The organism is Alkalibacterium olivapovliticus (genome assembly GCF_003003275.1).
Classification (GTDB): Bacteria; Bacillota; Bacilli; order Lactobacillales; family Carnobacteriaceae_A; genus Alkalibacterium; species Alkalibacterium olivapovliticum.
Genome location: NZ_PVTO01000012.1, coordinates 46,721 through 72,118, shown reverse-complemented (window position 1 = coordinate 72,118; position 25,398 = coordinate 46,721). Strand labels below are relative to the sequence as shown.

General features: G+C 41.7%; 36 protein-coding genes. 3 read left to right on the top strand and 33 right to left on the bottom strand.

Annotated features, from left to right (window positions below):
• Window positions 1–384: 384 nt before the first annotated feature.
• The 29 genes from rplQ to rpsJ form a co-directional block, all read right to left on the bottom strand.
• Window positions 385–801 (bottom strand): 50S ribosomal protein L17, encoded by a 417-nt coding sequence (gene rplQ / locus CLV38_RS07555; protein WP_106193568.1) that lies wholly within the window; start codon window positions 799–801, stop codon window positions 385–387.
• 102 nt (window positions 802–903) lie between these two features.
• A complete protein-coding gene (locus CLV38_RS07550; protein ID WP_106193565.1) occupies window positions 904–1,848 on the bottom strand; it encodes a DNA-directed RNA polymerase subunit alpha in 945 nt (314 codons plus the stop codon).
• Between the two features lie 62 nt (window positions 1,849–1,910).
• Window positions 1,911–2,309: a 30S ribosomal protein S11 gene (gene rpsK / locus CLV38_RS07545; protein ID WP_106193562.1), complete on the bottom strand. Its 399-nt coding sequence runs from the start codon at window positions 2,307–2,309 to the stop codon at window positions 1,911–1,913.
• A gap of 29 nt (window positions 2,310–2,338) precedes the next feature.
• Window positions 2,339–2,704: a 30S ribosomal protein S13 gene (gene rpsM, locus CLV38_RS07540; RefSeq protein ID WP_106193559.1), complete on the bottom strand. Its 366-nt coding sequence runs from the start codon at window positions 2,702–2,704 to the stop codon at window positions 2,339–2,341.
• Between the two features lie 21 nt (window positions 2,705–2,725).
• Complete coding sequence (rpmJ, locus tag CLV38_RS07535; protein WP_034299928.1) at window positions 2,726–2,839, bottom strand: 50S ribosomal protein L36; 114 nt, start codon at window positions 2,837–2,839, stop codon at window positions 2,726–2,728.
• Window positions 2,840–2,875: 36 nt separating this feature from the next.
• Window positions 2,876–3,094 (bottom strand): translation initiation factor IF-1, encoded by a 219-nt coding sequence (gene infA, locus CLV38_RS07530; RefSeq protein WP_034299926.1) that lies wholly within the window; start codon window positions 3,092–3,094, stop codon window positions 2,876–2,878.
• 171 nt (window positions 3,095–3,265) lie between these two features.
• Complete coding sequence (locus CLV38_RS07525; protein WP_106193557.1) at window positions 3,266–3,910, bottom strand: adenylate kinase; 645 nt, start codon at window positions 3,908–3,910, stop codon at window positions 3,266–3,268.
• Between the two features lie 125 nt (window positions 3,911–4,035).
• Entirely contained in the window at window positions 4,036–5,334 is a 1,299-nt protein-coding gene (secY, locus tag CLV38_RS07520) for a preprotein translocase subunit SecY (protein WP_106193554.1), read from the bottom strand.
• Between the two features lie 2 nt (window positions 5,335–5,336).
• Window positions 5,337–5,777, bottom strand: a complete 441-nt coding sequence (gene rplO / locus CLV38_RS07515; protein ID WP_106193552.1) for a 50S ribosomal protein L15 — start codon at window positions 5,775–5,777, stop codon at window positions 5,337–5,339.
• A gap of 37 nt (window positions 5,778–5,814) precedes the next feature.
• A complete protein-coding gene (gene rpmD, locus CLV38_RS07510) occupies window positions 5,815–5,994 on the bottom strand; it encodes a 50S ribosomal protein L30 (RefSeq protein ID WP_106193550.1) in 180 nt (59 codons plus the stop codon).
• Between the two features lie 14 nt (window positions 5,995–6,008).
• Window positions 6,009–6,512 carry a 30S ribosomal protein S5 gene (gene rpsE / locus CLV38_RS07505; RefSeq protein ID WP_106193547.1) on the bottom strand — a complete coding sequence of 168 codons (504 nt, stop codon included), beginning with the start codon at window positions 6,510–6,512 and terminating at the stop codon, window positions 6,009–6,011.
• 22 nt (window positions 6,513–6,534) lie between these two features.
• Window positions 6,535–6,900 (bottom strand): 50S ribosomal protein L18, encoded by a 366-nt coding sequence (gene rplR, locus CLV38_RS07500; RefSeq protein WP_106193619.1) that lies wholly within the window; start codon window positions 6,898–6,900, stop codon window positions 6,535–6,537.
• Window positions 6,901–7,000: 100 nt separating this feature from the next.
• Window positions 7,001–7,537 (bottom strand): 50S ribosomal protein L6, encoded by a 537-nt coding sequence (gene rplF, locus CLV38_RS07495; RefSeq protein ID WP_106193545.1) that lies wholly within the window; start codon window positions 7,535–7,537, stop codon window positions 7,001–7,003.
• Window positions 7,538–7,568: 31 nt separating this feature from the next.
• Window positions 7,569–7,967 (bottom strand): 30S ribosomal protein S8, encoded by a 399-nt coding sequence (rpsH, locus tag CLV38_RS07490; protein WP_106193543.1) that lies wholly within the window; start codon window positions 7,965–7,967, stop codon window positions 7,569–7,571.
• A gap of 145 nt (window positions 7,968–8,112) precedes the next feature.
• Window positions 8,113–8,298: a type Z 30S ribosomal protein S14 gene (locus CLV38_RS07485; RefSeq protein WP_091265274.1), complete on the bottom strand. Its 186-nt coding sequence runs from the start codon at window positions 8,296–8,298 to the stop codon at window positions 8,113–8,115.
• Window positions 8,299–8,332: 34 nt separating this feature from the next.
• On the bottom strand, window positions 8,333–8,872 hold the full coding sequence (rplE, locus tag CLV38_RS07480; protein ID WP_106193541.1) for a 50S ribosomal protein L5: 540 nt from the start codon (window positions 8,870–8,872) through the stop codon (window positions 8,333–8,335).
• Window positions 8,873–8,902: 30 nt separating this feature from the next.
• Complete coding sequence (gene rplX, locus CLV38_RS07475; RefSeq protein ID WP_106193538.1) at window positions 8,903–9,208, bottom strand: 50S ribosomal protein L24; 306 nt, start codon at window positions 9,206–9,208, stop codon at window positions 8,903–8,905.
• Between the two features lie 34 nt (window positions 9,209–9,242).
• Window positions 9,243–9,611, bottom strand: a complete 369-nt coding sequence (rplN, locus tag CLV38_RS07470; protein WP_106193536.1) for a 50S ribosomal protein L14 — start codon at window positions 9,609–9,611, stop codon at window positions 9,243–9,245.
• 83 nt (window positions 9,612–9,694) lie between these two features.
• Window positions 9,695–9,958, bottom strand: a complete 264-nt coding sequence (rpsQ, locus tag CLV38_RS07465; RefSeq protein WP_106193534.1) for a 30S ribosomal protein S17 — start codon at window positions 9,956–9,958, stop codon at window positions 9,695–9,697.
• Between the two features lie 38 nt (window positions 9,959–9,996).
• Window positions 9,997–10,191 (bottom strand): 50S ribosomal protein L29, encoded by a 195-nt coding sequence (rpmC, locus tag CLV38_RS07460; protein WP_106193531.1) that lies wholly within the window; start codon window positions 10,189–10,191, stop codon window positions 9,997–9,999.
• On the bottom strand, window positions 10,181–10,612 hold the full coding sequence (rplP, locus tag CLV38_RS07455) for a 50S ribosomal protein L16 (RefSeq protein WP_106193528.1): 432 nt from the start codon (window positions 10,610–10,612) through the stop codon (window positions 10,181–10,183). The genes rpmC and rplP overlap by 11 nt, the downstream gene beginning before the upstream one ends.
• A 3-nt stretch (window positions 10,613–10,615) precedes the next feature.
• A complete protein-coding gene (gene rpsC, locus CLV38_RS07450) occupies window positions 10,616–11,272 on the bottom strand; it encodes a 30S ribosomal protein S3 (RefSeq protein ID WP_106193526.1) in 657 nt (218 codons plus the stop codon).
• Window positions 11,273–11,275: 3 nt separating this feature from the next.
• The gene (gene rplV / locus CLV38_RS07445; protein WP_106193523.1) at window positions 11,276–11,632 is read right to left on the bottom strand and encodes a 50S ribosomal protein L22; all 357 of its coding nucleotides are present in this window, start codon (window positions 11,630–11,632) and stop codon (window positions 11,276–11,278) included.
• 21 nt (window positions 11,633–11,653) lie between these two features.
• Complete coding sequence (gene rpsS / locus CLV38_RS07440; RefSeq protein ID WP_106193520.1) at window positions 11,654–11,929, bottom strand: 30S ribosomal protein S19; 276 nt, start codon at window positions 11,927–11,929, stop codon at window positions 11,654–11,656.
• Between the two features lie 73 nt (window positions 11,930–12,002).
• Entirely contained in the window at window positions 12,003–12,836 is an 834-nt protein-coding gene (gene rplB / locus CLV38_RS07435; RefSeq protein ID WP_106193518.1) for a 50S ribosomal protein L2, read from the bottom strand.
• 55 nt (window positions 12,837–12,891) lie between these two features.
• Entirely contained in the window at window positions 12,892–13,182 is a 291-nt protein-coding gene (rplW, locus tag CLV38_RS07430; RefSeq protein ID WP_106193515.1) for a 50S ribosomal protein L23, read from the bottom strand.
• Entirely contained in the window at window positions 13,182–13,805 is a 624-nt protein-coding gene (gene rplD, locus CLV38_RS07425) for a 50S ribosomal protein L4 (protein ID WP_106193514.1), read from the bottom strand. Before rplD ends, rplW begins: the two co-directional genes overlap by 1 nt.
• A 26-nt stretch (window positions 13,806–13,831) precedes the next feature.
• Complete coding sequence (rplC, locus tag CLV38_RS07420) at window positions 13,832–14,470, bottom strand: 50S ribosomal protein L3 (RefSeq protein ID WP_106193511.1); 639 nt, start codon at window positions 14,468–14,470, stop codon at window positions 13,832–13,834.
• 41 nt (window positions 14,471–14,511) lie between these two features.
• Entirely contained in the window at window positions 14,512–14,820 is a 309-nt protein-coding gene (rpsJ, locus tag CLV38_RS07415) for a 30S ribosomal protein S10 (RefSeq protein WP_106193509.1), read from the bottom strand.
• A 1,158-nt stretch (window positions 14,821–15,978) separates the two neighbouring features.
• On the opposite strand from rpsJ, the gene CLV38_RS07410 reads away from it, so the two are divergent.
• From CLV38_RS07410 to CLV38_RS07400, 3 genes are read left to right on the top strand one after another with little or no spacing between them, the layout of a single operon-like run.
• A complete protein-coding gene (locus CLV38_RS07410; RefSeq protein ID WP_106193506.1) occupies window positions 15,979–16,950 on the top strand; it encodes an AAA family ATPase in 972 nt (323 codons plus the stop codon).
• On the top strand, window positions 16,941–17,966 hold the full coding sequence (locus CLV38_RS07405) for a DUF58 domain-containing protein (RefSeq protein ID WP_106193504.1): 1,026 nt from the start codon (window positions 16,941–16,943) through the stop codon (window positions 17,964–17,966). The genes CLV38_RS07410 and CLV38_RS07405 overlap by 10 nt, the downstream gene beginning before the upstream one ends.
• Before the next feature lie 3 nt (window positions 17,967–17,969).
• Entirely contained in the window at window positions 17,970–20,402 is a 2,433-nt protein-coding gene (locus tag CLV38_RS07400; RefSeq protein ID WP_106193502.1) for a transglutaminase-like domain-containing protein, read from the top strand.
• A gap of 123 nt (window positions 20,403–20,525) precedes the next feature.
• On the opposite strand, the gene tuf is transcribed toward CLV38_RS07400, so the two are convergent.
• The 4 genes from tuf to rpsL all read right to left on the bottom strand — a co-directional run bounded on the left by tuf (window position 20,526) and on the right by rpsL (window position 25,200).
• Window positions 20,526–21,710 carry an elongation factor Tu gene (gene tuf, locus CLV38_RS07395; RefSeq protein WP_106193499.1) on the bottom strand — a complete coding sequence of 395 codons (1,185 nt, stop codon included), beginning with the start codon at window positions 21,708–21,710 and terminating at the stop codon, window positions 20,526–20,528.
• Window positions 21,711–21,892: 182 nt separating this feature from the next.
• A complete protein-coding gene (fusA, locus tag CLV38_RS07390; protein ID WP_106193496.1) occupies window positions 21,893–23,980 on the bottom strand; it encodes an elongation factor G in 2,088 nt (695 codons plus the stop codon).
• A gap of 124 nt (window positions 23,981–24,104) precedes the next feature.
• Window positions 24,105–24,575 carry a 30S ribosomal protein S7 gene (gene rpsG / locus CLV38_RS07385; protein WP_106193494.1) on the bottom strand — a complete coding sequence of 157 codons (471 nt, stop codon included), beginning with the start codon at window positions 24,573–24,575 and terminating at the stop codon, window positions 24,105–24,107.
• Between the two features lie 214 nt (window positions 24,576–24,789).
• Window positions 24,790–25,200: a 30S ribosomal protein S12 gene (rpsL, locus tag CLV38_RS07380; RefSeq protein WP_106193491.1), complete on the bottom strand. Its 411-nt coding sequence runs from the start codon at window positions 25,198–25,200 to the stop codon at window positions 24,790–24,792.
• Window positions 25,201–25,398 lie beyond the last annotated feature (198 nt).

Below are 25,398 nucleotides of genomic sequence, written 5' to 3'. Positions count from 1 at the left end.
TGTCAAGACAGTAGCTCAACATTACAAGATTACCAAAAACAGCCTCAGATAACAATAGCCAAAGCTTAGTGAATCCCTTTACATTAAAGGGTTTTAAAAGCCTTCACACAATCTCGACTTCAAGCTGCCAGTACAAGGCTAAATCCATTCGATACTCTTCCCGCTTGTCACTCACAGTTAGACTGGCTTGCAGATCTTACTGTTCTGTTTTTACTATGTACAGCAAATCAAACCTAATAAAAAAACACTTCACGATATATGCGCTTCTCCCGAGGATGTCCCCAGGAGAAACTGAGCTAGACACTTGGAAATAAATTCCATCATCGTAACGCTCGTCATACATCCAAAAGTGATTTTGGTTGATTATTTATATCGTATTTTTAATTATTCAGCGTCTGCATCGCTTGAAACTGCTGATTTCTCAACAAGTTCTAAAACAGCCATTGGTGCGCCATCTCCGCGACGAGGTTCTGTTTTAAGAATACGAGTGTATCCACCGTTACGCTCAGCGTTACGGGATGCTAAATCATCAAATAATTTTTGTAATACAGTTTGTACTACGATTTCGTCTTCAGTTTCTGATACAGTTGCTAGTTCATTACGAACAAATGCAGCAGCTTGACGACGAGCATGCAAGTCTCCACGTTTACCTAAAGTGATCATTTTATCAGTCAATTTAGACGTTTCTTTTGCACGAGTCACAGTCGTAATAATACGTTCGTTGATGATCAAATCAGATGTTAGATCACGAAGCATTGCTTTACGTTGTGACGTTACTCGTCCTAGTTTACGATAACCCATTCGTCGAAATCCTCCCTTAACTAAAAGATTACAAGTACCGCATGACTATCATGACGGTATCCTTTTTGTAGTGAAACACTTGTTAAAGCATTTCAATCAGTTTTATTCTTCTTCGCGTAAGCCTAAATCCAGCTCGCCAAGTTTTAGTTTAACTTCTTCCAGTGATTTACGGCCCAGATTGCGGACTTTCATCATCTCTGGTTCAGTTTTATTTGTCAGTTCCTGAACAGTGTTGATCCCAGCACGCTTCAGACAGTTGTAAGAACGAACAGATAGATCAAGCTCTTCGATAGTCATCTCAAGCATTTTTTCCATTTGTGTCTCTTCTTTTTCAACCATGATTTCAGCTTCACGGGCTTCTTCTGTCAAGTTGACAAAAATATTCAAGTGTTCAGTCATAATTTTAGCAGCTAAGCTTACACCATCTTCTGGAGATATCGAACCATCTGTCCATACGTCCAGCGTCAGCTTATCGTACTGTTCTTTTTCTCCAACACGTGTATTTTCGACATGGTAGTTTACCTGGCTGATTGGGGTATAAATCGAATCAACCGGAAGTACACCGATCGGCATATCATCGTGCTTGTTGTGCTCAGCGCGTACATAACCTCTACCTTTTTGTGATTCCATGCGGGCGTGCAAGTGACCACCCTCAGAAACTGTACAGATATATAAATCAGGGTTCATAATTTCAACATCACTGTCGAAAATAATATCAGCAGCTGTTACAGTTGCTGGCCCTTCAACATCTATCTCAATTGTTTTAGTTTCATCAGAATACAACTTAAGTGCGAGTTTCTTTAAGTTTAAAATGATGGCAGTTACGTCTTCTACAACTCCATCGATCGCAGTGAATTCATGCAAAACGCCATCAATTTGAATATTTGTGACGGCAGCGCCTGGCAAAGATGACAACAAGATTCGACGAAGGGAGTTACCCAACGTTGTACCGTATCCACGCTCTAGCGGTTCTACGACAAACTTGCCGAATTTCCCATCTTCACTGATCTCAACTGTTTCTATTACCGGCTTCTCAATTTCGATCATATAGTCCGTTTACCCCTTTCAAAACGTTTAGTCCACGCTATCCTAAAACGACATCTAGTCTATTATACGCGACGACGTTTTGGAGGACGGCATCCGTTATGTGGTACCGGTGTTACGTCACGAATTGCAGTTACTTCGAGTCCTGTAGCTTGTAATGAACGTATAGCAGCTTCACGACCAGATCCAGGTCCTTTAACAGTAACATCAACTGTTTTCATGCCGTTTTCCATTGATCCTTTTGCAGCAGCTTCAGCAGCCATTTGGGCAGCAAAGGGAGTAGATTTACGAGAACCTCTGAATCCAAGTGATCCTGCAGAAGACCAAGAAATTGCGTTCCCATGTACATCAGTGATCATGATTATAGTGTTGTTAAATGTTGAACGGATATGTGCAATCCCGTGTTCAATATTCTTTTTGACTCTACGTTTACGATTACGAGCGGGTCTTTTTACTTTAGCCATTCGTAGATTAACCTCCTAACCTATGGTGATTATTTTTTCTTACCGGCAATAGCGACTGCTCTGCCTTTACGCGTACGCGCATTGTTTTTAGTGTTTTGTCCACGTACTGGTAAACCACGACGGTGACGTATGCCACGGTATGATCCAATTTCGATTAAACGTTTGATGTTCTGGTTGACTTCACGACGAAGATCCCCTTCAATCTTAAGTTTATCGACTTCAGCACGAATTGCATCTAATTGATCGTTTGTTAATTCACGTACACGAGTTTCCTCTGGTACGCCAGCTGTTTCTAAAACTTTTTGAGCTGTTGTTTTTCCGATACCATAGATATATGTTAACGAAATTACCACATGTTTATCACGTGGAATATCTACACCTGCTACACGAGCCATGTATCTGCACCTCCTGTTTTATTATCCTTGACGTTGTTTATGCTTAGGATTTTCGCAAATAACCATAACACGGCCGTTACGACGAATCACTTTACATTTGTCACACATTTTCTTGACTGATGGTCTTACTTTCATGAACTTTCCCTCCTTGAGTATTTCGGAGTCCTAAGTTTATTTAAATCGATACGTAATGCGCCCACGAGTTAAATCATATGGAGACATTTCAACCGTTACCTTATCCCCAGGCAGAATCCGGATATAATTCATGCGAATTTTGCCAGAAACGTGTGCTAGAATTTCATGCCCATTTTCTAATTCAACTTTGAACATTGCATTAGGTAAAGTTTCTAGGACGGTTCCTTCAATCTCTATTACATCGTCTTTTGCCACGCCTGGTTCCTCCTTTGATATCTCACTTCTGTACACATGAAATAGTGAGAATGACTATTCTCACTTGATTATCTACTATAATAATTAAAAACACCATCTTTTTTGGCGCTCGTACTATTATATCATGCGTACACAATCATTGCAAGGATTCATTAAAAACATCGGACTACTTTAGTTTAACTGGTCCACAATGTCTTGAAATACTTGTTTAGGATCTTGTTCGCCCTCGATCTCACGAACTAAACCATAATCAGCATAATGCTTTACAAGCACTTCTGTCTGCTCTTCGTTTACGTTGATCCGATTTTCGACTGTTTCAGGCTTGTCGTCTTCACGCTGATAGAAGTCGTGAGCTCCGCATTTGTCACAAGTGCCTTCCACTTTAGGTGGATTCATTGTCTTGTGATACGTCGCGCCACAGTTTGAACACATGAATCGTCCGGTCAGACGTTCCATTAAAATCTCTTTCGGGACTTTAATGTACAGGATATGATCTAGTCTTCTGTTAGAAGAGGCTAGCCCATGCTGTAAGGCCTGAGCCTGATTCAAAGTTCGAGGATAGCCGTCCAGTAAAAATCCTCTTTTGGCATCGCCCTGTTGCAAACGCTCTTTGACGATTCCGTTAGTTACTTCATCTGGAACGAGATCTCCCGCATCCATATACTTTTTCGCTTCTAAACCAAGCGGAGTTTTGTTTTTCATAGCAGCTCTAAACATATCCCCAGTAGAAATATGAGGGATATTGTATTTAGAAGAAATACGCGCTGCCTGAGTTCCTTTCCCTGCTCCGGGAAGACCTAACAGGATCAAATTCATCTTGCTTCCTCCTTATGTGTTAAGGGCTTATTCGATAGATGTACTTATGGAAAAAGACCGATTTACCCTTCGCTAAATCGTATTAAGACTTATGGGCAAATCGTCTATTTCTCACTGCGTCAGCATTAGGTACGTTGAATGAAACCTTGGTAACTCTTCTTACTTAATAATCCTTCCAGTTGACGCATAGAATCAAGTGCCACACCGACAACGATGAGTAAACTTGTTCCTCCGAGTGCAATCGAACCAGGTAGATTGAATAAAGCAGAAGCTATAATCGGAAGCAATGAAATAGTTCCTAGATAAATCGCTCCCACTGTGCTTAAACGAATAAGCATGTAACCAATGTACTCTTCGGTTGCTCGTCCAGGTCTTATACTTGGTATATAACCATTTTGTTTTTGTAAATTCTCTGCCGCTTTTTCAGGATTGACCTGAATGAAGGCATAGAAGAACGTGAACAAGACGATTAATACGGTATAAAGCGCTGCTCCCAATGGTTCCTGAAGATTGAAAATACTCGTCAACGTCTGGTACCATCCAGCATTCTGATTACCTTGAGCAAAGTAACCTAAAATGATTTGCGGAGTCATGAGAAACGAACTTGCGAAAATAACTGGAATAACTCCAGCAGAGTTTACTTTAAGTGGCAATACAGCACTGTCTTTAGTCGTGCTTGCACGTTTTGAATAACGTACTGGAATATTGCGCTTTGCATTCTCCATAAATGTTACTAGAATAACGAGAAGGATGAAGACTATGATAATACCTACGGCTAATGCCCAGGCACTCACGATCTCATCACCAGCGTTACGTATTTGTGTGTTATAGAATTCCATGACATCTTGTGGTATACGAGCTATGATCCCAGAGAAGATGATGAATGATGTTCCGTTACCAAATCCATGGACGGTAATCATTTCACCTAACCACATAACAAGCATAGTACCTGCTGTTAAGATGATAGCAATCGTCACATACGTTGCCGGTCCAGGATTTCTTACCAATCCTAAGCCCGTTAACGCATTAAATCCATAAGATATCCCAATCGCTTGGAAGAATGCTAGAACAATTGTTAAATAGCGCGTAGCCTGGTTTAACTTCTTACGACCGACTTCACCTTGCTCTGACCATTCTTTAAATTTAGGAAGAACGTCCATCTGCAGGAGTTGTACGACGATTGAAGACGTAATGTATGGAGAAACACCTAAAGCAAATACTGAGTAACTGCCAAGGGCTCCACCACCAAACGTATCCAACAAGTTAAACAGACCAGTATCCGATAAGTCTGTTAAAGCCGATGCGTTTACACCCGGTACTGTGATATGTGTTCCTAGACGGAAAACTACCAGCAGTCCCAAGGTGAATAATACACGGGTACGAACATCTTTTTCTTTTATTGCGCCTTTAATCAGTTCGATCATCCTTAGATCACCTCTACTGATCCACCGGCAGCTTCGATCGCTTCTTTAGCAGAAGCAGAAAACTTATGTGCTTTCACAATTAGCTTGTGATCGACGTTTCCTTTCGCCAAAACTTTAACACCGGATTTTTTGTTTTTGATTACTCCTGATTCAACTAATAGATCTGGAGTAACTTCTGTTCCTTCTTCAAAACGGTTCAATGTGTCTAAGTTGACAATATCGAATTCTTTACGGTTGAAGTTAGTAAATCCACGTTTTGGTAAAGTTTGGAATAGTGGTGTTTGTCCACCTTCGAAACCTAAACGTACTCCTCCGCCTGAACGCGCTTTTTGTCCTTTTTGACCACGACCGGATGTTTTACCGTTACCAGAAGATGATCCGCGACCCACACGATTGCGTGCTTTACGTGATCCTTCTGCAGGTTTTAATTCATGAAGTTTCATAAAATCTGGCACCTCCTTTAATTAGACTCTGTATTCTTTAAACTTCTTTGACATCTACTAAATGAGCGATATGTCTGATTGCACCTCTAACTGCATCATTATCAGGTCTGACAACTGAAGAGTTGATTTTACCCAGACCTAATGATTTAACTACTAGATGTTGTTTCTGAGGACGACCAATCAAACTGCGCTTTAATGTTATTTCCAAGTTTGCCATTGTGTCATCTCTCCTTATCCTAGTAATTCTTCAACAGTTTTGCCGCGTAGTTTTGCTACGTCTTCTGCACGTTTCAAGTTCTGAATTCCGTCGATCGTTGCACGAATCATGTTGATTGGTGAACTTGATCCAACAGATTTAGAAGAAACGTCTTGTACGCCAGCTAATTCTAGTACCGCACGAACTGGGCCTCCAGCAGAAACTCCAGAACCGGCAACAGCTGGTTTCATGATTATCTGACCGCCACCGTGACGTCCGATAATACGGTGTGGAAGAGTAGTTCCAACCATTGGTACTTGCACTAGATTTGTTTTAGCGTCATCGATCGCTTTACGGATAGCTTCAGGTACTTCTTGTGCTTTACCTGTACCAAATCCGACATGTCCGTTTCTATCACCTACAACAACTAAAGCAGCAAAACGCAAACGACGTCCACCTTTAACAACTTTAGTAACACGGTTAATTTCAACTACGCGATCTTCAAGATCTAATTTAGATGCATCAATATGAGTTGTCATGTACTGTAACTCCTCCTTTTCTTTAGAATTTAAGTCCGTTTTCACGAGCTGCGTCAGCTAATGCTTGAACGCGTCCGTGGTATTGGTATCCGCCACGATCAAAGACTACTTCAGTAATGTCTTTGTCTTGTGCGCGTTTAGCTATTAAAGTCCCTACAGCAGTAGCTACTTCAACTTTAGAATCACCTGAAACGTCAGTATCTAATGACGATGCACTTGCGAGCGTTACACCCTCTACGTCATCAATTAATTGAGCATAGATGTTTTTATTCGAACGGAATACGTTCAAACGCGGGCGCTCTGCAGTACCAGAAAGATTTCTGCGAATACGTTTTTGTCTCTTTTTGCGTAACTTATTTTTATCTGGTTTTGAAATCACAATTGTCACCTCTTTAATTTTGATTCTCATAAAATGAGATTATCAGGTTAACTGGCAAATAGAGAAGTAGAACAAGACGTCTTGCTTTATCGCGTTCCACTGCAACCTATTATTTACCTGTTTTACCTTCTTTACGGCGTACTTGTTCGCCTCTATAACGAATCCCTTTACCTTTATAAGGCTCAGGTGGGCGTATAGCACGAATGTTAGCAGCTAGTGCGCCAACTTTTTCTTTGTTTGCACCTTTAACAGATATAACAGTGTTAGATGGTACTTCAACTGTCAATCCTTCGATTTGTTCAAATTCAACCTGGTGTGATAAACCAACGTTTAACACAAGTTTAGTTCCCTGCAATTGTGCACGGTAACCAACACCATTTAATTCTAAAACTTTCTCGAATCCAACTGAAACGCCTTCTACCATGTTGTTCACGATAGCACGAGTTGTTCCGTGGATAGTACGGCTAGCTTTAGTATCATTTGGGCGTGTAAAAGTCATTTCGTTATCTTCGATTTTAATGTCGATAACTGGGCTTACATCACGTGTTAATTCTCCATTTTTACCTTTAACTGTAATCACGTTTCCGTCAAGTTTTACATCTACACCTTCAGGGATAGTGATAGGTTTATTTCCGATACGGCTCAAAGTCCGGCACCTCCTTCATGTTTCTTGCTGATTACCAAACGTATGCGAGGACTTCTCCCCCGATATTTTTAGCACGCGCTACTTTATCTGTTACAACACCTTCTGAAGTGGAAACTAGGGCAATCCCCAAACCACTCAGTACTTTAGGCATATCTTCTGCATTTACATAAACACGTAGTCCTGGTTTAGATATACGTCTGACACCAGTAATTACTCGTTCGTTGTTTTGACCATATTTCAAGAAAATGCGGACGATGCCTTGTTTGTCATCTTCCACGAATTCAACATCCTTTACGAAACCTTCAGATTTCAGGATATCGGCCATATTTCTTTTTAAGTTAGAAGCAGGAATTTCCACTTTCGTATGACGCGCATTGTTTGCGTTTCGGATACGAGTTAAAAAGTCTGCGATTGGATCTGTCATGACCATTCGGTGTAGCCTCCTTTACGGCAAGTTTTCTAGTTCAGTTCCGCTCAGGTGTTTTCCCATTTGTTATTTCTTGTCTTGAGAGATTCATCACTCGTCGATTAAAAATGTAAATGTGAATTGATAACACCTTGCTGTTCTGTGTTGTTTACCAGCTTGCTTTTTTCAAGCCTGGAATTTGTCCTTTATATGCCAGCTCACGCAGGCAGATACGACATAATTTGAATTTTTTGTATACGGAATGTGGGCGTCCGCAACGTTCACAGCGGGTATACTCACGAGTCGAAAACTTGGCTGGTTTTTTATTTTTTTCGATCATTGCTTTTTTAGCCATTTCTAATAGTACCCTCCTATTCAGGTAGTTTAGGTTATTTCTGGAACGGCATTCCCAATTGTCCGAGTAATTCACGAGATTCTTCATCTGTGTTAGCAGTTGTAACGATGACGATATCCATTCCGCGAACTTTATCGACATCATCGTAGTCAACCTCAGGGAAAATCAGTTGCTCTTTAACTCCTAACGTGTAGTTTCCACGTCCGTCAAATGCATTTTTGCTCACTCCACGGAAATCACGTACACGAGGTAATGAAACAGAAACTAATTTATCCAGGAAATCATACATGCGGTCTCCACGTAATGTTACTTTCGTACCGATCGGCATACCTTCACGTAAACGGAAAGTCGCGATAGATTTCTTAGCACGAGTAATAATTGGTTTTTGTCCAGCAATCAATGTTAATTCTTCTACTGCTTTGTCTAAGTTTTTAGTGTTTGAAACAGCTTCACCAACACCCATGTTGATAACGATTTTATCAACTTTAGGAGCTTGCATGATTGAAGTGTATTCAAATTTCTCAACTAATGATGGGCGAACATCATTGTTATATTTTTCTTTAAGGCGTGTCATTTATGAATGCCCTCCTTTCCTACTATAGTATTAAAGTGCTTCGCCAGATTTTTTAGCGAAACGTACTTTATTTCCTTCTTCGATCTTATAACCTACACGAGTAGATTCTCCTGTTTTAGGATCAATCAATTGAACATTAGATACGTGAATTGGTGCTTCTGTTTCCACAATTCCGCCTTCTTGTCCCATACCTGTAGGACGGGTATGTTTTTTCATGATGTTTAGTCCTTCAACAATCACTTTGTTTTGTTTAGGCATAGCTTTCAAGACAGTTCCTTCTTTACCTTTGTCTTTTCCAGCGATTAGTTTAACTTTATCTCCTGATTTTACAAACATTCTCTAGCGCACCTCCTTATGACGTTTATCGGAATTATAATACTTCCGGAGCTAACGAAACAATTCTCATAAAGTCATTCTCACGTAATTCACGAGCAACTGGTCCGAAGATACGTGTTCCACGTGGTGCTTTGTCTTCACGAATAATTACACATGCATTTTCATCGAATTTAATATATGAACCATCTGCGCGTCTTGCACCAGATTTTGTACGGACGATTACTGCACGAGCAACGTCACCTTTTTTAACAACGCCGCCTGGCGTAGCATGTTTAACCGTAACAACTACTTCATCACCAATACCAGCATACTTAGCACCTGAGCCACCTAAAACTTTGATGACAAGTACTTCACGTGCACCAGAATTGTCAGCGACTTTCATACGACTTTCTGTTTGAATCACGTTAGGATCCTCCTTTCAAACTAACGAAGAAGCTTTTTGCTTCTCGCTGTGTAACTTACCGGTTTAACGGTAAATTTGTTCTATTAAAGAACGATAGCCTCTTCAACCACTTCTAATAAACGGAATCGTTTATCTTTAGATAGTGGACGAGTTTCCATGATTTTTACAACGTCTCCTGTTTTAGCAGTGTTGTCTTCGTCATGTGCTTTAAATTTAGTTGAGTATTTTAAGCGTTTCTTGTATTTACGGTGTTGTTTTTGAGTAGCGATTTCAACAACGATGGTTTTATCCATTTTGTCAGAAACAACTTTACCTACATACACCTTACGATCGTTACGTTCAGCCATTTGTTAGCCTCCTTTAATTAAGCTATTACACTCACGTATTACTTGACCATTTCTGCTTGACGCAAAACAGTTTTTACACGAGCGATACTTTTACGGACCTCTCCAATACGAGCGGTGTTTTCCAATTGTCCAGTAGCTAATTGAAAGCGTAAGTTAAATAGCTCTTCTTTGTATTCTGCTTCTTTTTCAATCAATTCAGTAGTGGATAAGCCTTTTAATTCACTAGCCTTCATTTGAGTCACCACTTTCTTCACGAGTTACTACTCTAGTTCTAACCGGTAGTTTGTGTGAAGCTAAACGCAATGCTTCGCGAGCGACTTCGTCAGATACGCCACCGATTTCAAACATGATTTTACCACGTTTGACAGGTGCTACCCATCCTTCAGGAGCTCCTTTACCTTTACCCATACGAACACCAATTGCTTTAGCTGTCACTGGTTTGTGAGGGAAAATTTTAATCCATACTTTCCCACCACGTTTCATATAACGAGTCATCGCTATACGAGCTGATTCTATTTGTCTGCTTGTGATCCATGTAGAATCAACAGCCTGCAAACCATATTGACCATATGCTATTTCTTTTCCGCCTTTAGCTTCGCCTCTCATCTTTCCACGAAATTCGCGACGGTGTTTTACACGTTTTGGTACTAACATTGATTATTTCCCTCCTTTCTTGTCTTCATATTTTTCAGGAAGAATTTCTCCTTTATAGATCCATACTTTGATACCAAGTTTACCGTATGTTGTATCGGCTTCTTCGTTAGCATAGTCTATATCTGCACGTAGTGTATGCAAAGGAACGCTTCCTTCTGCAAAACTTTCGCTACGGGCAATGTCTGCTCCATTTAGTCGACCGGCTACCATTGTGCGGATACCTTTAGCGCCCATACGCATTGCGCGTTGGATTGCCTGTTTTTGTGCACGACGGAATGAAATACGGTTTTCTAACTGGTCAGCGATACTTTTAGCTACTAATGTAGCATCAAGATCAGGTCTTTTAATTTCCACGATGTTTACGTGTACTCTTTTATTAGTCAGGCTGTTTAGGCCGTTTCTTAATGAATCAACTTCAGATCCACCTTTACCAATAACCATTCCTGGTTTAGCAGTGTGAATAGATACGTTGATTCTATTTGCTGCACGTTCAATTTCCACTCGAGAAACGGAGGCATCACTTAGTTTTTTAGCAATGTACTCACGAACAGCAATATCTTCATGTAATTTGTCTGCAAAGTCTTTTTCTGCGTACCACTTAGCATCCCAATCGTGGATGATACCAACACGCATGCCATGAGGATGTATTTTTTGTCCCATTGATTACCCCTCCTTCTTCTCTGATACCACAATTGTAATGTGGCTAGTACGTTTGTTTATTGGTGAAGCTGAACCTTTTGCACGTGGACGGAACCTTTTTAAAGTTGCTCCTTCATTTACATAAGCTTCGCTTACAACTAATTCTTCAATATCCATATCGTAGTTATGTTCAGCATTTGCAATTGCTGACATTAAAACTTTTTCTACCGCTTCCGCTGCTCCTCTGTTAGTGAAGCGAAGGATAGAAATAGCTTCTGCAGCACTTTTCCCTCTTATGGTATCAACAACCATACGTGATTTACGCGGTGCGATTCGAACCATGCGAGCAGTTGCTTTAGCTGCTGTTACTGTTTCTGCCATGAATGTATCCTCCCTTCGCTATTAACGTTTCGTAGTACGGTCATTTTTTGCGTGTCCGCGGTACGTTCTTGTTGGTGCAAATTCACCTAGTTTATGTCCAACCATATCTTCCTGGACGTAAACTGGTACATGTTTTCTTCCATCATATACGGCAATGGTGTGACCTACAAAGTTCGGAAAGATGGTTGAACGACGTGACCATGTTTTAATGACACGTTTTTTCTCATCATCCATTTCGCGAACTTTTTTCATCAGATGTCCATCGACGAAAGGTCCCTTTTTCAAACTACGGCTCATGTATTGCCCTCCTCTTAGGGATTTAATCCCTTAAATTCGACTTGCTTTATTTAACAGTGCGTTAATGGTTTAATTATTTCTTTTTACGACGACGTACGATCAATTTATCAGAGCGATTATGACCTTTACGTGTTTTCTTACCAAGAGTCGGTTTACCCCATGGTGACATTGGGCTTGGACGACCGATTGGCGCTTTACCTTCACCACCACCGTGTGGGTGATCGTTCGGGTTCATTACTGATCCACGTACAGATGGGCGTTTACCTAACCAGCGGTTACGTCCGGCTTTACCGATGTTGATCAGTTCGTGTTGTTCGTTTCCTACTGAACCAATAGTGGCACGGCAAGATTGTAAGATCAGACGAGTTTCTCCTGAACCTAGACGAACTAAAGCATATTTTCCTTCTTTACCTAAAATTTGAGCAGAAGTTCCAGCTGAACGAACTAATTGTCCGCCTTTACCAGGTTTCAGTTCAATGTTGTGAATAACCGTACCAGCAGGGATGTTTGCCAATGGCAATGCATTTCCTACTTGGATATCCGCATCAGGTCCAGAGTAAATATCTGTTCCTACTTTAAGTCCTTTAGGTGCTAAGATGTAAGTTTTTGTTCCATCCTCATATTGAATCAATGAGATGTTAGCAGAACGGTTTGGATCATATTCCACTGTTTTTACGATACCGCGTGCGCCATCTTTCTGACGTTTAAAATCGATCACACGATATTTATGCTTGTGGCCTCCGCCTTGATGACGGACAGTGATTTTACCAGCATTGTTACGTCCGGCACGTTTAGGGTTTGGCTTCAACAACGTTTTTTCTGGTGCTGTTGTAGTGATTTCTGCGAAATCAGAACCCGTCATGTTACGACGTCCGTTTGTGGTTGGTTTATATTTCTTTATCGCCACGTGATTCCCCTCCTTGTTAAACTAGTTTCTTAAGTGTTTATTTAAGATTGTTTTTTTATTCTTCGTCTCCGAATAATGCAATATCGTTTGAATCAGCAGATAATGTAATAATCGCTTTACGGCGCTTTTTAGTATATCCTTCATATTTACCCATACGTTTAGGCTTTTTAGCTGTATTCACGACGTTTACTTTATCAACTTTAACTCCGAAGATTTCTTCGACAGATTTTTTGATTAGTGGTTTTTTAGCACGAACATCCACTTCGAAAGTGTACTTTTTGCTGTCCATAGCATTCATAGAAGCTTCAGTGATGATCGGGCGTAAGATTACGTTACGTGCATCCATTATTGAAGAACCTCCTCTACTTTGTCCAAAGCAGCCTTCGTCAAGATGAGTTTGTCATGTGCAACAACATCTAGTACAGATACATTAGTAGGAGCAACTACTTTAACTCCAGGAATGTTACGTGCAGATAGTCTTGCAAATTCATTGTCATCTTCTACTACGATCAAAACTTTTCTGTTTGCGTCGAAGTTGTTTAATACGGCTCTGAATTCTCTTGTTTTTGGTGCGTCGAAGTTCAATCCGTCTATCACGATGATATCTTCATCAATCGCTTTAGTTGATAAAACAGATTTAATAGCTAAACGACGAACTTTTTTCGGTAATTTGTAGCTGTATGAACGAGGTGTTGGTCCGAAAACCACTCCTCCTCCACGCCATTGCGGCGAACGGATAGATCCTTGACGTGCACGACCTGTTCCTTTTTGACGCCATGGTTTACGTCCCCCGCCGCGTACTGCGCTACGGTTTTTTACTGCGTGTGTTCCTTGTCTAAGTGACGCGCGCTGCATAGTGATAGCATCAAAAACAACGTTCTCGTTAGGTTCGATCCCAAAGATTGCATCATTTAAAGTGATATCGCCATTTTGCGTTCCGTCTTGTTTGAATAACGTTACAGTTGGCATTCTGCTAGTCCTCCCTTCCTATTCGATTACTTGTCTGCTTTTTCGGCAGTTCTAATTTTAACTAGTGATTTTTTAGATCCAGGTACATTACCTTTGATCAATACTACGTTGCGTTCTGCATCAACACGTACGATTTCAAGATTTTGAACAGTCACCTGTTCGCCACCCATACGTCCAGCTAACTTTTTCCCTTTGAATACTTTACCGGGATGAGTCGCCATACCCATTGAACCAGGACGACGGTGATAACGAGATCCGTGTGTTTCAGGTCCACGACTTTGGTTGTGACGCTTGATAACACCCTGGAATCCTTTACCTTTAGACGTTCCAGTTACATCGACGATATCGCCTTCTGCAAATGTGTCTATTCCTAATTCTTTTCCAACTTCTACGTCACCTAGCTCTGCATCTCTGAATTCTCTAATGAAGCGCTTAGGAGCCGTGTTAGCTTTGTTAACATGACCTTGTGCCGGTTTGTTAGATAAAACTTCACGTTTATCTTCTGTACCAACCTGAACAGCGCTATAGCCGTCAGTTTCCATTGTTTTAACTTGTAAAACAACGTTAGGTTTCACTTCAATAACTGTTACAGGTACTAATTCACCTGTTTCACTGAAGATTTGTGTCATTCCGACTTTTTTTCCTAAGATTCCTTTTTTGGTCATGATTACACCTCCGTTATATTAATTTTGTTTTATGTTACGAATTATAGTTTAATTTCGATGTCAACGCCTGATGGTAAGTCAAGTTTTGTCAACGCATCAACAGTCTTTGGTGTAGGATTTAAGATATCTACTAGACGTTTGTGAGTGCGCATTTCAAATTGCTCACGTGAATCTTTGTATTTGTGCGGCGAACGGATTACTGTGTACAGTTTACGTTCAGTTGGCAATGGAATTGGACCAGAAACAGTAGCCCCAGTTCTTTTTGCCGTTTCCACGATTTTGTCAGCTGATTGATCTAGTACTCGGTGCTCGTAAGCTTTTAAACGAATACGTATTTTTTGATTTGCCATGATTTTTTCCCTCCTTCGCTTATTTAAGAAATAAACCTAGCTCCACGAAAATTTTCGACTGCCCTCCATGGCAAAGCATCCGGGTGTGTCGTAACCTCTCGCTTCCTAGCCCTGGTTCTGTAATTGATGCCTACCCAGCGTAACTATCTTACACAGGTTAGATATGTTCTGCTGAAAATAAACCTCTCTCACAGACACCTATACAAGTATACAGACAACACAGACTTTAATCAAGTGTTTTCTGCATATTATGAAAATAAACCATGAGTCTTTCATGTGCTTATTTATTTTGTAATGCTCTATGAATTATAGGGGTTTTACAGCCATAACTCATCTCTTTTGTCCTATTATTTGGATTTTATAATATCTCTCTTCACTTGGCCGACACATTTATGGTAAATCAGCCTTTCTCTACTCACTGTTGTGTCTCCGCACTCTCTTTTAATGCTTTTTTCCTCTAATTCAATTGTTCTTGGCGCCTGCTTCGGTCAGCTCACCACAGACTGATGGTTTACTTCGCTTATGGAACTCCTACTTATACAAACTCAACACTTATTGTTCTTCCACTTTACCTAAAGCTGCATCACTTCAACACGCTCAACAGGTTTCGCTCTTTCAGTATCCCCAAAGCTGGTTCACTTCGACACACCCAATAGTAGATACTCTCTGACTTTGCCTAAAACGGAGGTACTTCAGCTCACTCAAATTCGTATTCGCTTTACTTTACCTTAGTCGCCTATTTTAGGCATACTCTATACTCTATACCTCCTCACTCTGCCGAACCGTATCCTACTTTAGCTTACTCACTCACTCCAACGCTCACACTTTGCCTAAGCAGCTGGTTTACAGGGTGTTAACCGATATTACTCAGTTACACTTTCCCCAACAGGTTATTATATAGAAGAAACTGGTTCATCCAGTTTCACCTTCTTTCCATTTCGGACTGATTTAACAGGGATTTTTACTCATTCACGTGCTGTTCCTTTGAAAAGACCAAAAACGCTTATTAATTGTAACCATTTAGCGACAGTCTGCCTGAAGCCATTGTTTTATAAGCGTTTTCTCTATACAATAATAAAAACCCATGCTGTATGTACACATCATAGAGCCAACAAACTCTAAAGCCTTTTAACTACATTATTTCAAGGGAGACTATTCATGGCCTTTTCAGAAGACATCACAGTATCTATTCAAAAGCTTCACCAGTTGATCGACACTGTCGATCACATCATTATTGGGAAAAAAGAAGTCACCCGTCTGACCATCGTTGCTATGCTCGCAGGTGGCCATATTCTATTTGAAGACATTCCTGGAGTAGGGAAAACTCTTTTGATCAGAACGATCGCAAAATGTCTGGAAGCTGACTTTGCCCGAATCCAGTTCACACCCGATCTAATTCCCTCGGATATTATCGGCTTCTCTGTACCTACTACAAATGGATCTCTGTTCGATTTTCGCAAAGGACCGGTATTCAATCAGCTGATACTAGCGGACGAGATCAACCGGACTTCTCCCCGTACACAGGCTGCCATGCTTGAAGCGATGTCAGAAAAACAAGTGACATTGGACGGAAGGACCTACACGCTTCCTAATCCTTTCTTTGTTCTGGCTACTCAGAACCCCATTGAGTATGAAGGGACCTATCCTTTACCGGAAGCACAGCTTGACCGTTTTCTTTTCCAGTTATCTCTCGGTTACCCCGACAGCGAACAGGAAGCGCTCATGCTGGCGTCTCCCGATCAGCAGAAAGAAGTGGAAAAACTCGAGCCCGTAATGGACCTGGAGGAATTCCTGCTGCTTAAAGAGACAGTGGATCAAGTACACGTTGAAGAAAAACTGCTTCATTACATTGTCTCACTGGCCACATTGACGCGTAACCACCCTGCTTTAAGGTTAGGCATCAGCCCTCGTGGAAATCAGTATTGTCTGGCTGCTTCTAGAGCCAACGCTCTGATTGACGGTCGGGATTATGTCACGCCTCAGGATATCCTGACCGTCCTTAAGCCGATCTATCGTCACCGCCTTCTGTTTGAAAACAGTCTATCTAAGACAGAAATAGATGTCTTTATCGACGAACTGACTAAGGAGCTCGTTGTTCCGACTATTAGAGGAACAAGACGATGGAACTGACGCGGTCAAGATTTCGTGTGATCTGGTACCTGCTCCTTTACGGCTTAGTCATTTTGTATACCGTCACGTTCCCGACAACAGTTGCCTGGTTCTTATTCTATTCATTTTCCCTGCTGCTGTTACTGTCTTTTGTCTCCACACGCCATACTTTCAGTATTCAAAATGTAAACTGGTACAAAACGGATGAGAACCGCATCACTCTTTCTTTGACGCTAACGAGTAAGCGGAAGCTGCCATTCTTTCTATCCTCCGTCAACCTGACTCTTTTGAAAGGAAATGAATCTGATACGCAATATCAGTCCTCTTTCTTTTCCAGAAAAGTGCCTGTCACGTTCAATCAGCTTCTTTTACCACGGGGGCAGCATGATCACCTCACTGTCGATTTTGAAGCTGTCAGTTTATTCGGTGTCTGGAGAAGACACTTATCTTTTGAGATTCCTGTTGACGTGGCTGTCTACCCTGCAGTTTTGACCAAGTCGAATCGTGCCAGACTAATGAGGACTATTAACCCTGAACTGACGAATGCAATACACTCTTCGCTTCACGAGTTTTATGTAAAGGAAATCCGCGGTTATCAGAACCGGGACGCATTCAGCGCAATAGACTGGAAAAGCAGCATGAGGCGAGGACAGTGGATGGTCAAGGATTACGAGCTCGAAGAAGATGCTCCGGTAGACTTGTATTTTTACGGAGGAAGTCCTACCGATTTCGAATTCCTTTTAAGTGTTACTTACAGTCTTTACCTTGAGTTGAATAAAATGATGACATCCCAACTGTACCTGATAGGTCAGTTTGAAGATGGCCCCGCGTTGAGAGAAACTGAACACAGTCTATTAACCATTCATCCTTCCACAGATGAACGGGCCACGGCCCAGATCATCAGACAGTCCCTATCCACAGACAGAAAACACATCCTCATAAAAGCAAGCGATTGTAAGTTACCGAGCGGGTTTTCCCCGTCAAAAGCAGATATGATATTAGATGAACACGATCTCCACTTTCTGAAAGGAGGGTGACCTATGACACTACTGACTAGACACAAACTGGATATAGTCAAAGATGCACTGATTGGTATACTACACGTCTTTGTGTTATTGCCGGTGTTGTACTTCGCCCTGGAACTGAACAGAGTACCGGGCATTAGGGGCTTAGTTGTATTTTTTGTATTGACTCAAGCATTAGCCGTTATGTTTACCAGACGTCGCTACTATTTTCCCATTCAGGCAGGACTGATTACGGCATTTTTGTATGTGCTATTCCCCTTGACCGAAGAGCCCGTTTCTTTCTGGAGCTGGCCCGCAGAAACATGGATGCTCGGGAGAGAACAGTGGACAGCACTTATGGCCAGTGAGCTAGTTGAAGTGCCTATGCTGCTGCTGACCGCTATGCTTTTTGTTCTAATCACGCTTCTCACCCATCTGTCAATCCATATTAAACTGGCGATTCCCTCCTTCTTGGTCAGTTTTGTCTATCTTATGCTGGTTCACACCTTTAGCGCCAATCGAATTTTGCCCGAGATGATTCAGCTGATTGCTTTTGGCTTTTTATTTATTTCAATGATGCAGCTCGATTCCCGGACCAGCTGGCTGCATTTCACTAAGAGCGTGATGTTGACTTCACTGTTTACTCTTGGATTAGTCAGTCTCTCCTCATGGGCAGTCGATCGACTCCGTCCGACTCAGGAATGGATCGAAGTCCGCTCGGAGGGGTATCATAAAGAACTGGATGAAAGAGGCCTGTTTGAATGGATAAATACCTATAGCAGTGGGTTCGGATTCAGACGCACCGGTTTCGGTGTCGACGATTCGAGACTAGGCGGTCCACTCCGACAGGATTATACGCCTCTGTTCAATGCCTATACAGCAGAACCACACTATTGGAAAGTCATGCACCGAAACGAATACACTGGTATTGGCTGGGAAACACAAGAGGATGAAAATCCGAGAAGAGTCTATTCGCCTTACAATGCAGTTCATGATTTTACACCACCCACTACTCAGCGGGAAGATATGATCGCATCCGATTCAATTTCCACAATCGGCGTTAAATGGATCGATGACTTCAGCTATATTGCCTATCCTTATGGGTGGTACGATTTGGAGCTCGATACTGACGCAAGTCGAAATTACTCTATGGTCCGGTATGACAGCAGTGATTTTTATTCTGTTGAGTCCGGATCTGAGGATATGACTGACTATGTTGTCACCTACAATAATGAGTTCCCCAGCCGTATTGATGAAGACATTCTGCGTATAGATGATGACTGGCGTATGGCAGTTCCAGGTCTACATGAACAGCGAGTGAGCGACTATCCTGACTATGATTTCGATCCCCTGGAAGATGAGGATATTCTGTCATTCTTGTTCGAAAATGAGCTGCAGCTGCCAGCGGACCTGCCTCAGCGGGTGATTGATCTGGCAGAAGAACTCACGGAAGATCTGGATAATGAGTATGATAAAGTACGTGCAATCGAACAGTATTTAAAAGAAGATGGCGGCTACCGTTACAGTCTCCTCGAAGTTGAAAATACACCTGATGGCGGCGACTATGTCGATCACTTCCTGTTCGAATCCAGAATTGGTTACTGTAACAACTTCTCATCTGCCATGACCATCATGCTGAGAGCTGTAGGCATTCCGGCAAGATGGAGCAAAGGCTTCACGCCAGGTAGTCAATACACAGATGAGAACGGCGAAACATTCTTTCAAGTTACGAATGCTAATGCACACTCATGGACTGAAGTGTTCTTTCCAAGTTTCGGGTGGGTTCCTTTCGAACCAAGCCCATCATTTGCCAATCCAATGACGAACCCGGAACCTGTCGCAACCGTCGGAGGTGAAACGTACAGTTTTGAAAATGAAGATTTCATCGATCTGGAAGAAGCAGGAACAGAAGAAACCGCACTCGAACAAGACACGTCTGAAGAAGAACTAGAAGCAGATCCAGTGCAAGATGAAAATAGTGAAACTCCACTGGAAGAGGACACAGTCGGTTCTGAAACCGAGCCCTCATTCAGATGGTCACTTATCGTAAGCCTAACGACGTTGACGACATTAAGCACTCTGTTATTCCTTACCATCTTCAGATGGAAAGTAACGACATATCTCGCTATACTCCTGATTAAAAAAGGCATTATATCCGTGCACCAGTCGTGTTCACTTGTCTTGACTCTTTTCAGTATCCGACAGATGCGAGTATCTGGTCAAACCATTGGACTGTATCTCGACCAGTGGAAGCCATTTGCTCCTCAAAATGTTGCAGAGATTGATCGTTTCACTCAGTTATCTGACGCTGTATTTTATGGTGCAGACGACAAAAACAAAAAGCCGTCAGATGAGCAAAAGGCAGTTTTCATCGATATCCTTAAGCTTTTATATGACTTGCCAAATTTAAAACATAATCCAAGACCCCCTCACCCTCTCAGCGGTAATATTGAAAATTTTAAACTGTAAACACTAAAGGTCCTAAGTCAGAATTCTGACTTAGGGCCTTTTATTCTGCATTCTATTTTTCTGCATGAAAAAAGCACCTGGAGGAAAACCTCCAGGTGCTTTAAACTAGCTCATTGTTAACTATTACTCAACAATTTTAGTTACAACGCCAGCTCCAACAGTACGTCCACCTTCACGAATAGTGAATTTAGTACCATCTTCAACAGCGATAGGAGCGATTAATGAAACGCTCATGTTAGTGTTATCGCCAGGCATAACCATTTCAGTACCTTCTGGTAACTCAACAACACCAGTTACGTCAGTTGTACGGAAGAAGAATTGTGGGCGATAGTTAGTGAAGAATGGAGTGTGACGTCCACCCTCTTCTTTTGAAAGAACATATACTTCAGCATCAAATTTAGTATGCGGAGTAATTGAACCAGGTTTAGCTAATACTTGACCACGTTCAACGTCATCACGTGACATACCACGTAATAGTGCGCCGATGTTGTCTCCAGCTTCAGCGTAATCTAATAATTTACGGAACATTTCAACACCAGTAACAGTTGTTTTAGCAGTGTCTTTGATTCCGATAACTTCGATTTCGTCTCCAACTTTAACTTCACCAGTCTCAACACGACCAGTTGCAACCGTTCCACGTCCAGTGATTGAGAATACGTCCTCAACTGGCATCATGAATGGCTTAGCTGAGTCACGCTCAGGAGCAGGAATGTAGTCATCTACAGCTTGCATTAATTCAAGAATTTTTTCGCCGTACTCTTCGTCGCCTTCAAGAGCTTTAAGAGCAGAACCAGCGATTACAGGAATATCGTCACCAGGGAAGTCATATTCAGACAGTAAGTCACGAACTTCCATTTCAACTAATTCAAGTAATTCTTCATCGTCGACCATGTCAACTTTGTTCAAGAATACTACGATATAAGGAACGCCAACTTGACGTGAAAGCAGGATGTGCTCACGTGTTTGAGGCATTGGTCCATCAGCAGCAGATACTACTAAGATAGCGCCATCCATTTGTGCAGCACCAGTGATCATGTTTTTAACGTAATCCGCGTGACCTGGGCAGTCAACGTGTGCATAGTGACGAGTATCAGTTTCATACTCAACGTGTGAAGTAGAGATTGTGATACCACGCTCTTTTTCTTCAGCAGCTCCATCAATACTGTCGTATGCTTGTGCTTCTGCATAACCTTTTTTAGATAATACAGTAGTAATAGCAGCAGTCAACGTCGTTTTACCATGGTCGACGTGTCCGATAGTACCAATATTCATATGTTGTTTCGTACGGTCAAATTTCTGTTTAGCCATTTAAATATATCCTCCTTAGGATTATCTTCTTTTTTAAAATAGAAAATGAGTTTTCTATTCCTATTTTCTCTAATTTATTATACCGGTAGACCGGTTTTAAATCAATCAATTTGGTTGATCTGTGCACGCGTTCATCTCCCACTGCTGGGATCTTAACGCGTGCTCGATCAGGAGTTAGCTTATTAAGCTGCTCCACCATTTTTCTTGATAATTTCTTCAGCAATGCTCTTAGGCACTTGCTCGTAGTGGTCAAACTGCATAGTGAATGTTCCACGACCTTGAGTAGCAGAACGTAGAGATGTTGCGTAACCGAACATTTCAGCTAAAGGAATAGTTCCTCTAACGATTGTTGCATTTCCGCGCTGTTCTGATCCTTCAATATTCCCGCGGCGTGCAGAAATATGGCCCATAATGTCACCCATGTAATCTTCAGGAACTGTAACTTCAACAGCCATCATAGGCTCAAGAATGACAGCGCCCGCTTGTTTAGCAGCGTTTTTCAAAGATAGTGAAGCAGCAACTTTAAATGCTGTCTCATTTGAATCGACATCGTGGTAAGACCCATCATACAGTTTAGCTTTAACGTCGACTAGTGGATAACCGGCAAGAACACCGTTGTCCAGTGACGCTTCCAGTCCGGCTTTAACAGCAGGAATGTACTCACGAGGAACAACTCCACCAACGATAGCATCTTCAAATTCGAAACCTGCTCCTTCTTCGTTTGGTGTAAATTCAATCCATACGTGACCGAATTGTCCTTTACCACCAGACTGACGAACAAATTTACCTTCTGATTGTACTTGTTTAGTGAATGTTTCACGGTAAGATACTTGAGGTGCTCCAACATTGGCTTCAACTTTGAATTCACGTTTCATACGGTCAACGATGATGTCCAAGTGTAATTCACCCATACCGGCAATGATTGTTTCTCCAGTTTCGTGATCAGTTTCAGCACGGAACGTAGGATCTTCTTCAGCCAGTTTTTGTAGTGCAATACCCATTTTATCCTGGTCAGCTTTTGACTTAGGTTCGATAGCTACTTGAATAACGGGCTCAGGGAATACCATTGATTCCAGGATTACCGGAGTTTCAAGTGAGCATAGCGTGTCACCTGTTGACGTATCTTTAAGTCCAACAGCTGCTGCGATATCTCCAGAAAATACTTCTGGAATCTCCTGACGGGAGTTCGCATGCATCTGAAGGATACGTCCAACACGTTCACGGCTGTCTTTTGTTGCGTTTAAAATATATGATCCTGATTCAAGAGTACCTGAGTACACACGGAAGAATGTCAGTCGCCCGACAAACGGGTCAGTCATAACTTTAAATGCTAAAGCAGAGAAAGGCTGATCATCGCCTGCTCCAACTTTAACCTCTGCCTCCGGATTTCTTTGTTCATGACCAATCAGTTCACGAACATCTAGAGGAGATGGCAGGTAATCAACAACAGCATCAAGCAGTAATTGAACCCCTTTGTTTTTGAAAGCAGATCCGACAAGCACTGGGTAAAATTCTACGCTCAATGTTGCTGTACGGATACCTTGTTTTAGTTCAGCTTCAGAGATGTCTTCTCCCTCAAGATATTTCATCATGAGTTCTTCATCCATATCTGCTACAGCTTCAACTAATTTAGTACGCCATTCTTGTGCAAGCTCCATATGATCTTCAGGAATGTCTTCTTCAGTGATTTCAGTTCCTAAATCATTACCATACATGAAAGCTTTCATTTTAACTAAGTCGATGATACCTTTGAAGTCATCTTCAGCACCGATCGGTAATTGGATAGGGTGAGCATTAGCTTGTAAACGGTCATGTAATGTTTCGTTCGCGTTTAAGAAGTCTGCTCCCAGTTTATCCATTTTGTTGACAAAAACAATACGTGGAACGCCGTAAGTTGTTGCTTGACGCCATACTGTTTCTGTTTGCGGTTCAACACCTGATTGTGCATCTAATACAGCAACAGCTCCATCTAATACACGTAATGAACGTTCTACCTCAACGGTAAAGTCCACGTGTCCTGGAGTGTCGATGATGTTTACACGGTGATTGTTCCACTGAGCAGTTGTAGCAGCAGAAGTAATGGTGATTCCACGCTCTTGCTCTTGCTCCATCCAGTCCATTTGTGATGCACCTTCGTGCGTTTCACCAATCTTGTGGATTCGGCCAGTGTAATAAAGGATACGTTCAGTCGTTGTTGTTTTACCAGCATCGATGTGAGCCATGATCCCGATATTACGTGTTTTGCTTAGAGGAAATTCTCTTTTGGCCACTAATCATTACACCTCTCTTTAATCGAATTGTTCATGTTGCCATGAATACGGATAGTCATTTAAAGTAATAGAGTTCGTCAGTCGCACGGATAAACTCTATGCAACTAACCGAGGCTCTGTTATTTTACCAACGGTAGTGAGCAAACGCTTTGTTCGCTTCTGCCATACGGTGGATTTCTTCACGTTTACGAACAGCAGCACCAGTGTTGTTTGCTGCGTCCATGATTTCTTTAGCTAATCTGTCTTCCATAGTGTTTTCTCCACGAAGACGAGCATAGTTAACTAACCAGCGTAATGCTAATGTTGTACGACGATCTGGACGTACTTCCACAGGCACTTGGTAGTTAGAACCTCCTACACGACGAGCTTTAACTTCTAATACAGGCATGATATTTTTTAGTGCTTGTTCAAACACTTCCATAGGATCATTTCCTGATGTTTCTTTAATTTGATCAAATGCATCATACAAAATCGTAGATGCATTCCCGCGTTTACCATCAACCATCAAGCGGTTAATTAAACGAGAAACCAATTTAGAATTGTACATTGGATCTGGCAATACATCACGTTTTGCTACAGGACCTTTACGAGGCATTCAAATTCCTCCTTTCGGGAATAGTTTTCAGATTTTTTGTTATGTGTGCTTGGCTTAACGCCTCACTACACTTTTAATTTTATCCAGCTTCGTTCGGCAGCTCTCCGCTCCATTCACATGAAAAATTCGCTGTGCAGCCTTCGGCTTGCGCGCTATAATTTTTCATGTGGATGTCGGGTAGAGCTTAACGCCTCACTACACTTTTAGTTTTAAATTACTTAGCTCTTTTAGTTCCGTATTTAGAACGACCTTGTTTACGGTCAGCTACTCCAGCAGTATCAAGTGCTCCACGAACGATGTGATAACGTACCCCAGGCAAGTCTTTTACTCGACCTCCACGGATTAATACCACGCTGTGTTCTTGCAGGTTATGACCTTCACCAGGGATGTATGCTGTAACTTCGATCATGTTAGATAAACGAACACGAGCATATTTACGTAAAGCTGAGTTAGGTTTTTTAGGAGTCATTGTTCCAACACGAGTACAAACACCACGTTTTTGTGGAGAGTATACTGTAGTCTGTTTACGTTTTTGAGTGTTGTACCCTCTGTTTAACGCAGGTGACTCAGACTTGCTTGTTTTAGATTTACGAGGCTTACGGATTAATTGATTCATTGTAGGCATATTGTGTTTCCTCCTTCCATTTATTCTATATAGTACGTGCTTTTCTAAGTCCACACATCCAGGCGGTTCCTTTTTGAACAAAAAAGAATAATCGCTGATAGGCGACATCTGTTTCCTACAGAACTTCCCGACATATGGTGTTGTTTTTGTCTCTTGCGTACCAGTCAAACTGACTGTTAACTCTGTCGAATCAGAACA

What these genes read in the sequence shown, in the direction of transcription:
- rplQ (WP_106193568.1), bottom strand. Translation starts at nt 801, where the DNA reads ATGGGTTATCGTAAACTAGGACGAGTAACGTCACAACGTAAAGCAATG.
- CLV38_RS07550 (WP_106193565.1), bottom strand. Translation starts at nt 1,848, where the DNA reads ATGATCGAAATTGAGAAGCCGGTAATAGAAACAGTTGAGATCAGTGAA.
- rpsK (WP_106193562.1), bottom strand. Translation starts at nt 2,309, where the DNA reads ATGGCTAAAGTAAAAAGACCCGCTCGTAATCGTAAACGTAGAGTCAAA.
- rpsM (WP_106193559.1), bottom strand. Translation starts at nt 2,704, where the DNA reads ATGGCTCGTGTAGCAGGTGTAGATATTCCACGTGATAAACATGTGGTA.
- rpmJ (WP_034299928.1), bottom strand. Translation starts at nt 2,839, where the DNA reads ATGAAAGTAAGACCATCAGTCAAGAAAATGTGTGACAAATGTAAAGTG.
- CLV38_RS07525 (WP_106193557.1), bottom strand. Translation starts at nt 3,910, where the DNA reads ATGAATTTGATCCTGTTAGGTCTTCCCGGAGCAGGGAAAGGAACTCAG.
- secY (WP_106193554.1), bottom strand. Translation starts at nt 5,334, where the DNA reads ATGATCGAACTGATTAAAGGCGCAATAAAAGAAAAAGATGTTCGTACC.
- rplO (WP_106193552.1), bottom strand. Translation starts at nt 5,777, where the DNA reads ATGAAACTTCATGAATTAAAACCTGCAGAAGGATCACGTAAAGCACGC.
- rpmD (WP_106193550.1), bottom strand. Translation starts at nt 5,994, where the DNA reads ATGGCAAACTTGGAAATAACATTAAAGCGCAGTTTGATTGGTCGTCCT.
- rpsE (WP_106193547.1), bottom strand. Translation starts at nt 6,512, where the DNA reads ATGACAACTCATATTGATGCATCTAAATTAGATCTTGAAGATCGCGTA.
- rpsH (WP_106193543.1), bottom strand. Translation starts at nt 7,967, where the DNA reads ATGGTCATGACAGATCCAATCGCAGACTTTTTAACTCGTATCCGAAAC.
- CLV38_RS07485 (WP_091265274.1), bottom strand. Translation starts at nt 8,298, where the DNA reads ATGGCTAAAAAAGCAATGATCGAAAAAAATAAAAAACCAGCCAAGTTT.
- rplE (WP_106193541.1), bottom strand. Translation starts at nt 8,872, where the DNA reads ATGACACGCCTTAAAGAAAAATATAACAATGATGTTCGCCCATCATTA.
- rplX (WP_106193538.1), bottom strand. Translation starts at nt 9,208, where the DNA reads ATGTTTGTAAAATCAGGAGATAAAGTTAAACTAATCGCTGGAAAAGAC.
- rpsQ (WP_106193534.1), bottom strand. Translation starts at nt 9,958, where the DNA reads ATGGCTGAACGTAACGATCGTAAGGTGTATGTAGGTAAAGTTGTTTCT.
- rpmC (WP_106193531.1), bottom strand. Translation starts at nt 10,191, where the DNA reads ATGAAGGCTAGTGAATTAAAAGGCTTATCCACTACTGAATTGATTGAA.
- rplP (WP_106193528.1), bottom strand. Translation starts at nt 10,612, where the DNA reads ATGTTAGTACCAAAACGTGTAAAACACCGTCGCGAATTTCGTGGAAAG.
- rpsC (WP_106193526.1), bottom strand. Translation starts at nt 11,272, where the DNA reads ATGGGACAAAAAATACATCCTCATGGCATGCGTGTTGGTATCATCCAC.
- rplV (WP_106193523.1), bottom strand. Translation starts at nt 11,632, where the DNA reads ATGGCAGAAACAGTAACAGCAGCTAAAGCAACTGCTCGCATGGTTCGA.
- rpsS (WP_106193520.1), bottom strand. Translation starts at nt 11,929, where the DNA reads ATGAGCCGTAGTTTGAAAAAGGGACCTTTCGTCGATGGACATCTGATG.
- rplW (WP_106193515.1), bottom strand. Translation starts at nt 13,182, where the DNA reads ATGGATGCACGTAACGTAATCTTACGCCCGATCATCACTGAAGCTTCT.
- rplD (WP_106193514.1), bottom strand. Translation starts at nt 13,805, where the DNA reads ATGCCAACTGTAACGTTATTCAAACAAGACGGAACGCAAAATGGCGAT.
- rplC (WP_106193511.1), bottom strand. Translation starts at nt 14,470, where the DNA reads ATGACCAAAAAAGGAATCTTAGGAAAAAAAGTCGGAATGACACAAATC.
- rpsJ (WP_106193509.1), bottom strand. Translation starts at nt 14,820, where the DNA reads ATGGCAAATCAAAAAATACGTATTCGTTTAAAAGCTTACGAGCACCGA.
- CLV38_RS07410 (WP_106193506.1), top strand. Translation starts at nt 15,979, where the DNA reads ATGGCCTTTTCAGAAGACATCACAGTATCTATTCAAAAGCTTCACCAG.
- CLV38_RS07405 (WP_106193504.1), top strand. Translation starts at nt 16,941, where the DNA reads ATGGAACTGACGCGGTCAAGATTTCGTGTGATCTGGTACCTGCTCCTT.
- CLV38_RS07400 (WP_106193502.1), top strand. Translation starts at nt 17,970, where the DNA reads ATGACACTACTGACTAGACACAAACTGGATATAGTCAAAGATGCACTG.
- tuf (WP_106193499.1), bottom strand. Translation starts at nt 21,710, where the DNA reads ATGGCTAAACAGAAATTTGACCGTACGAAACAACATATGAATATTGGT.
- rpsG (WP_106193494.1), bottom strand. Translation starts at nt 24,575, where the DNA reads ATGCCTCGTAAAGGTCCTGTAGCAAAACGTGATGTATTGCCAGATCCA.
- rpsL (WP_106193491.1), bottom strand. Translation starts at nt 25,200, where the DNA reads ATGCCTACAATGAATCAATTAATCCGTAAGCCTCGTAAATCTAAAACA.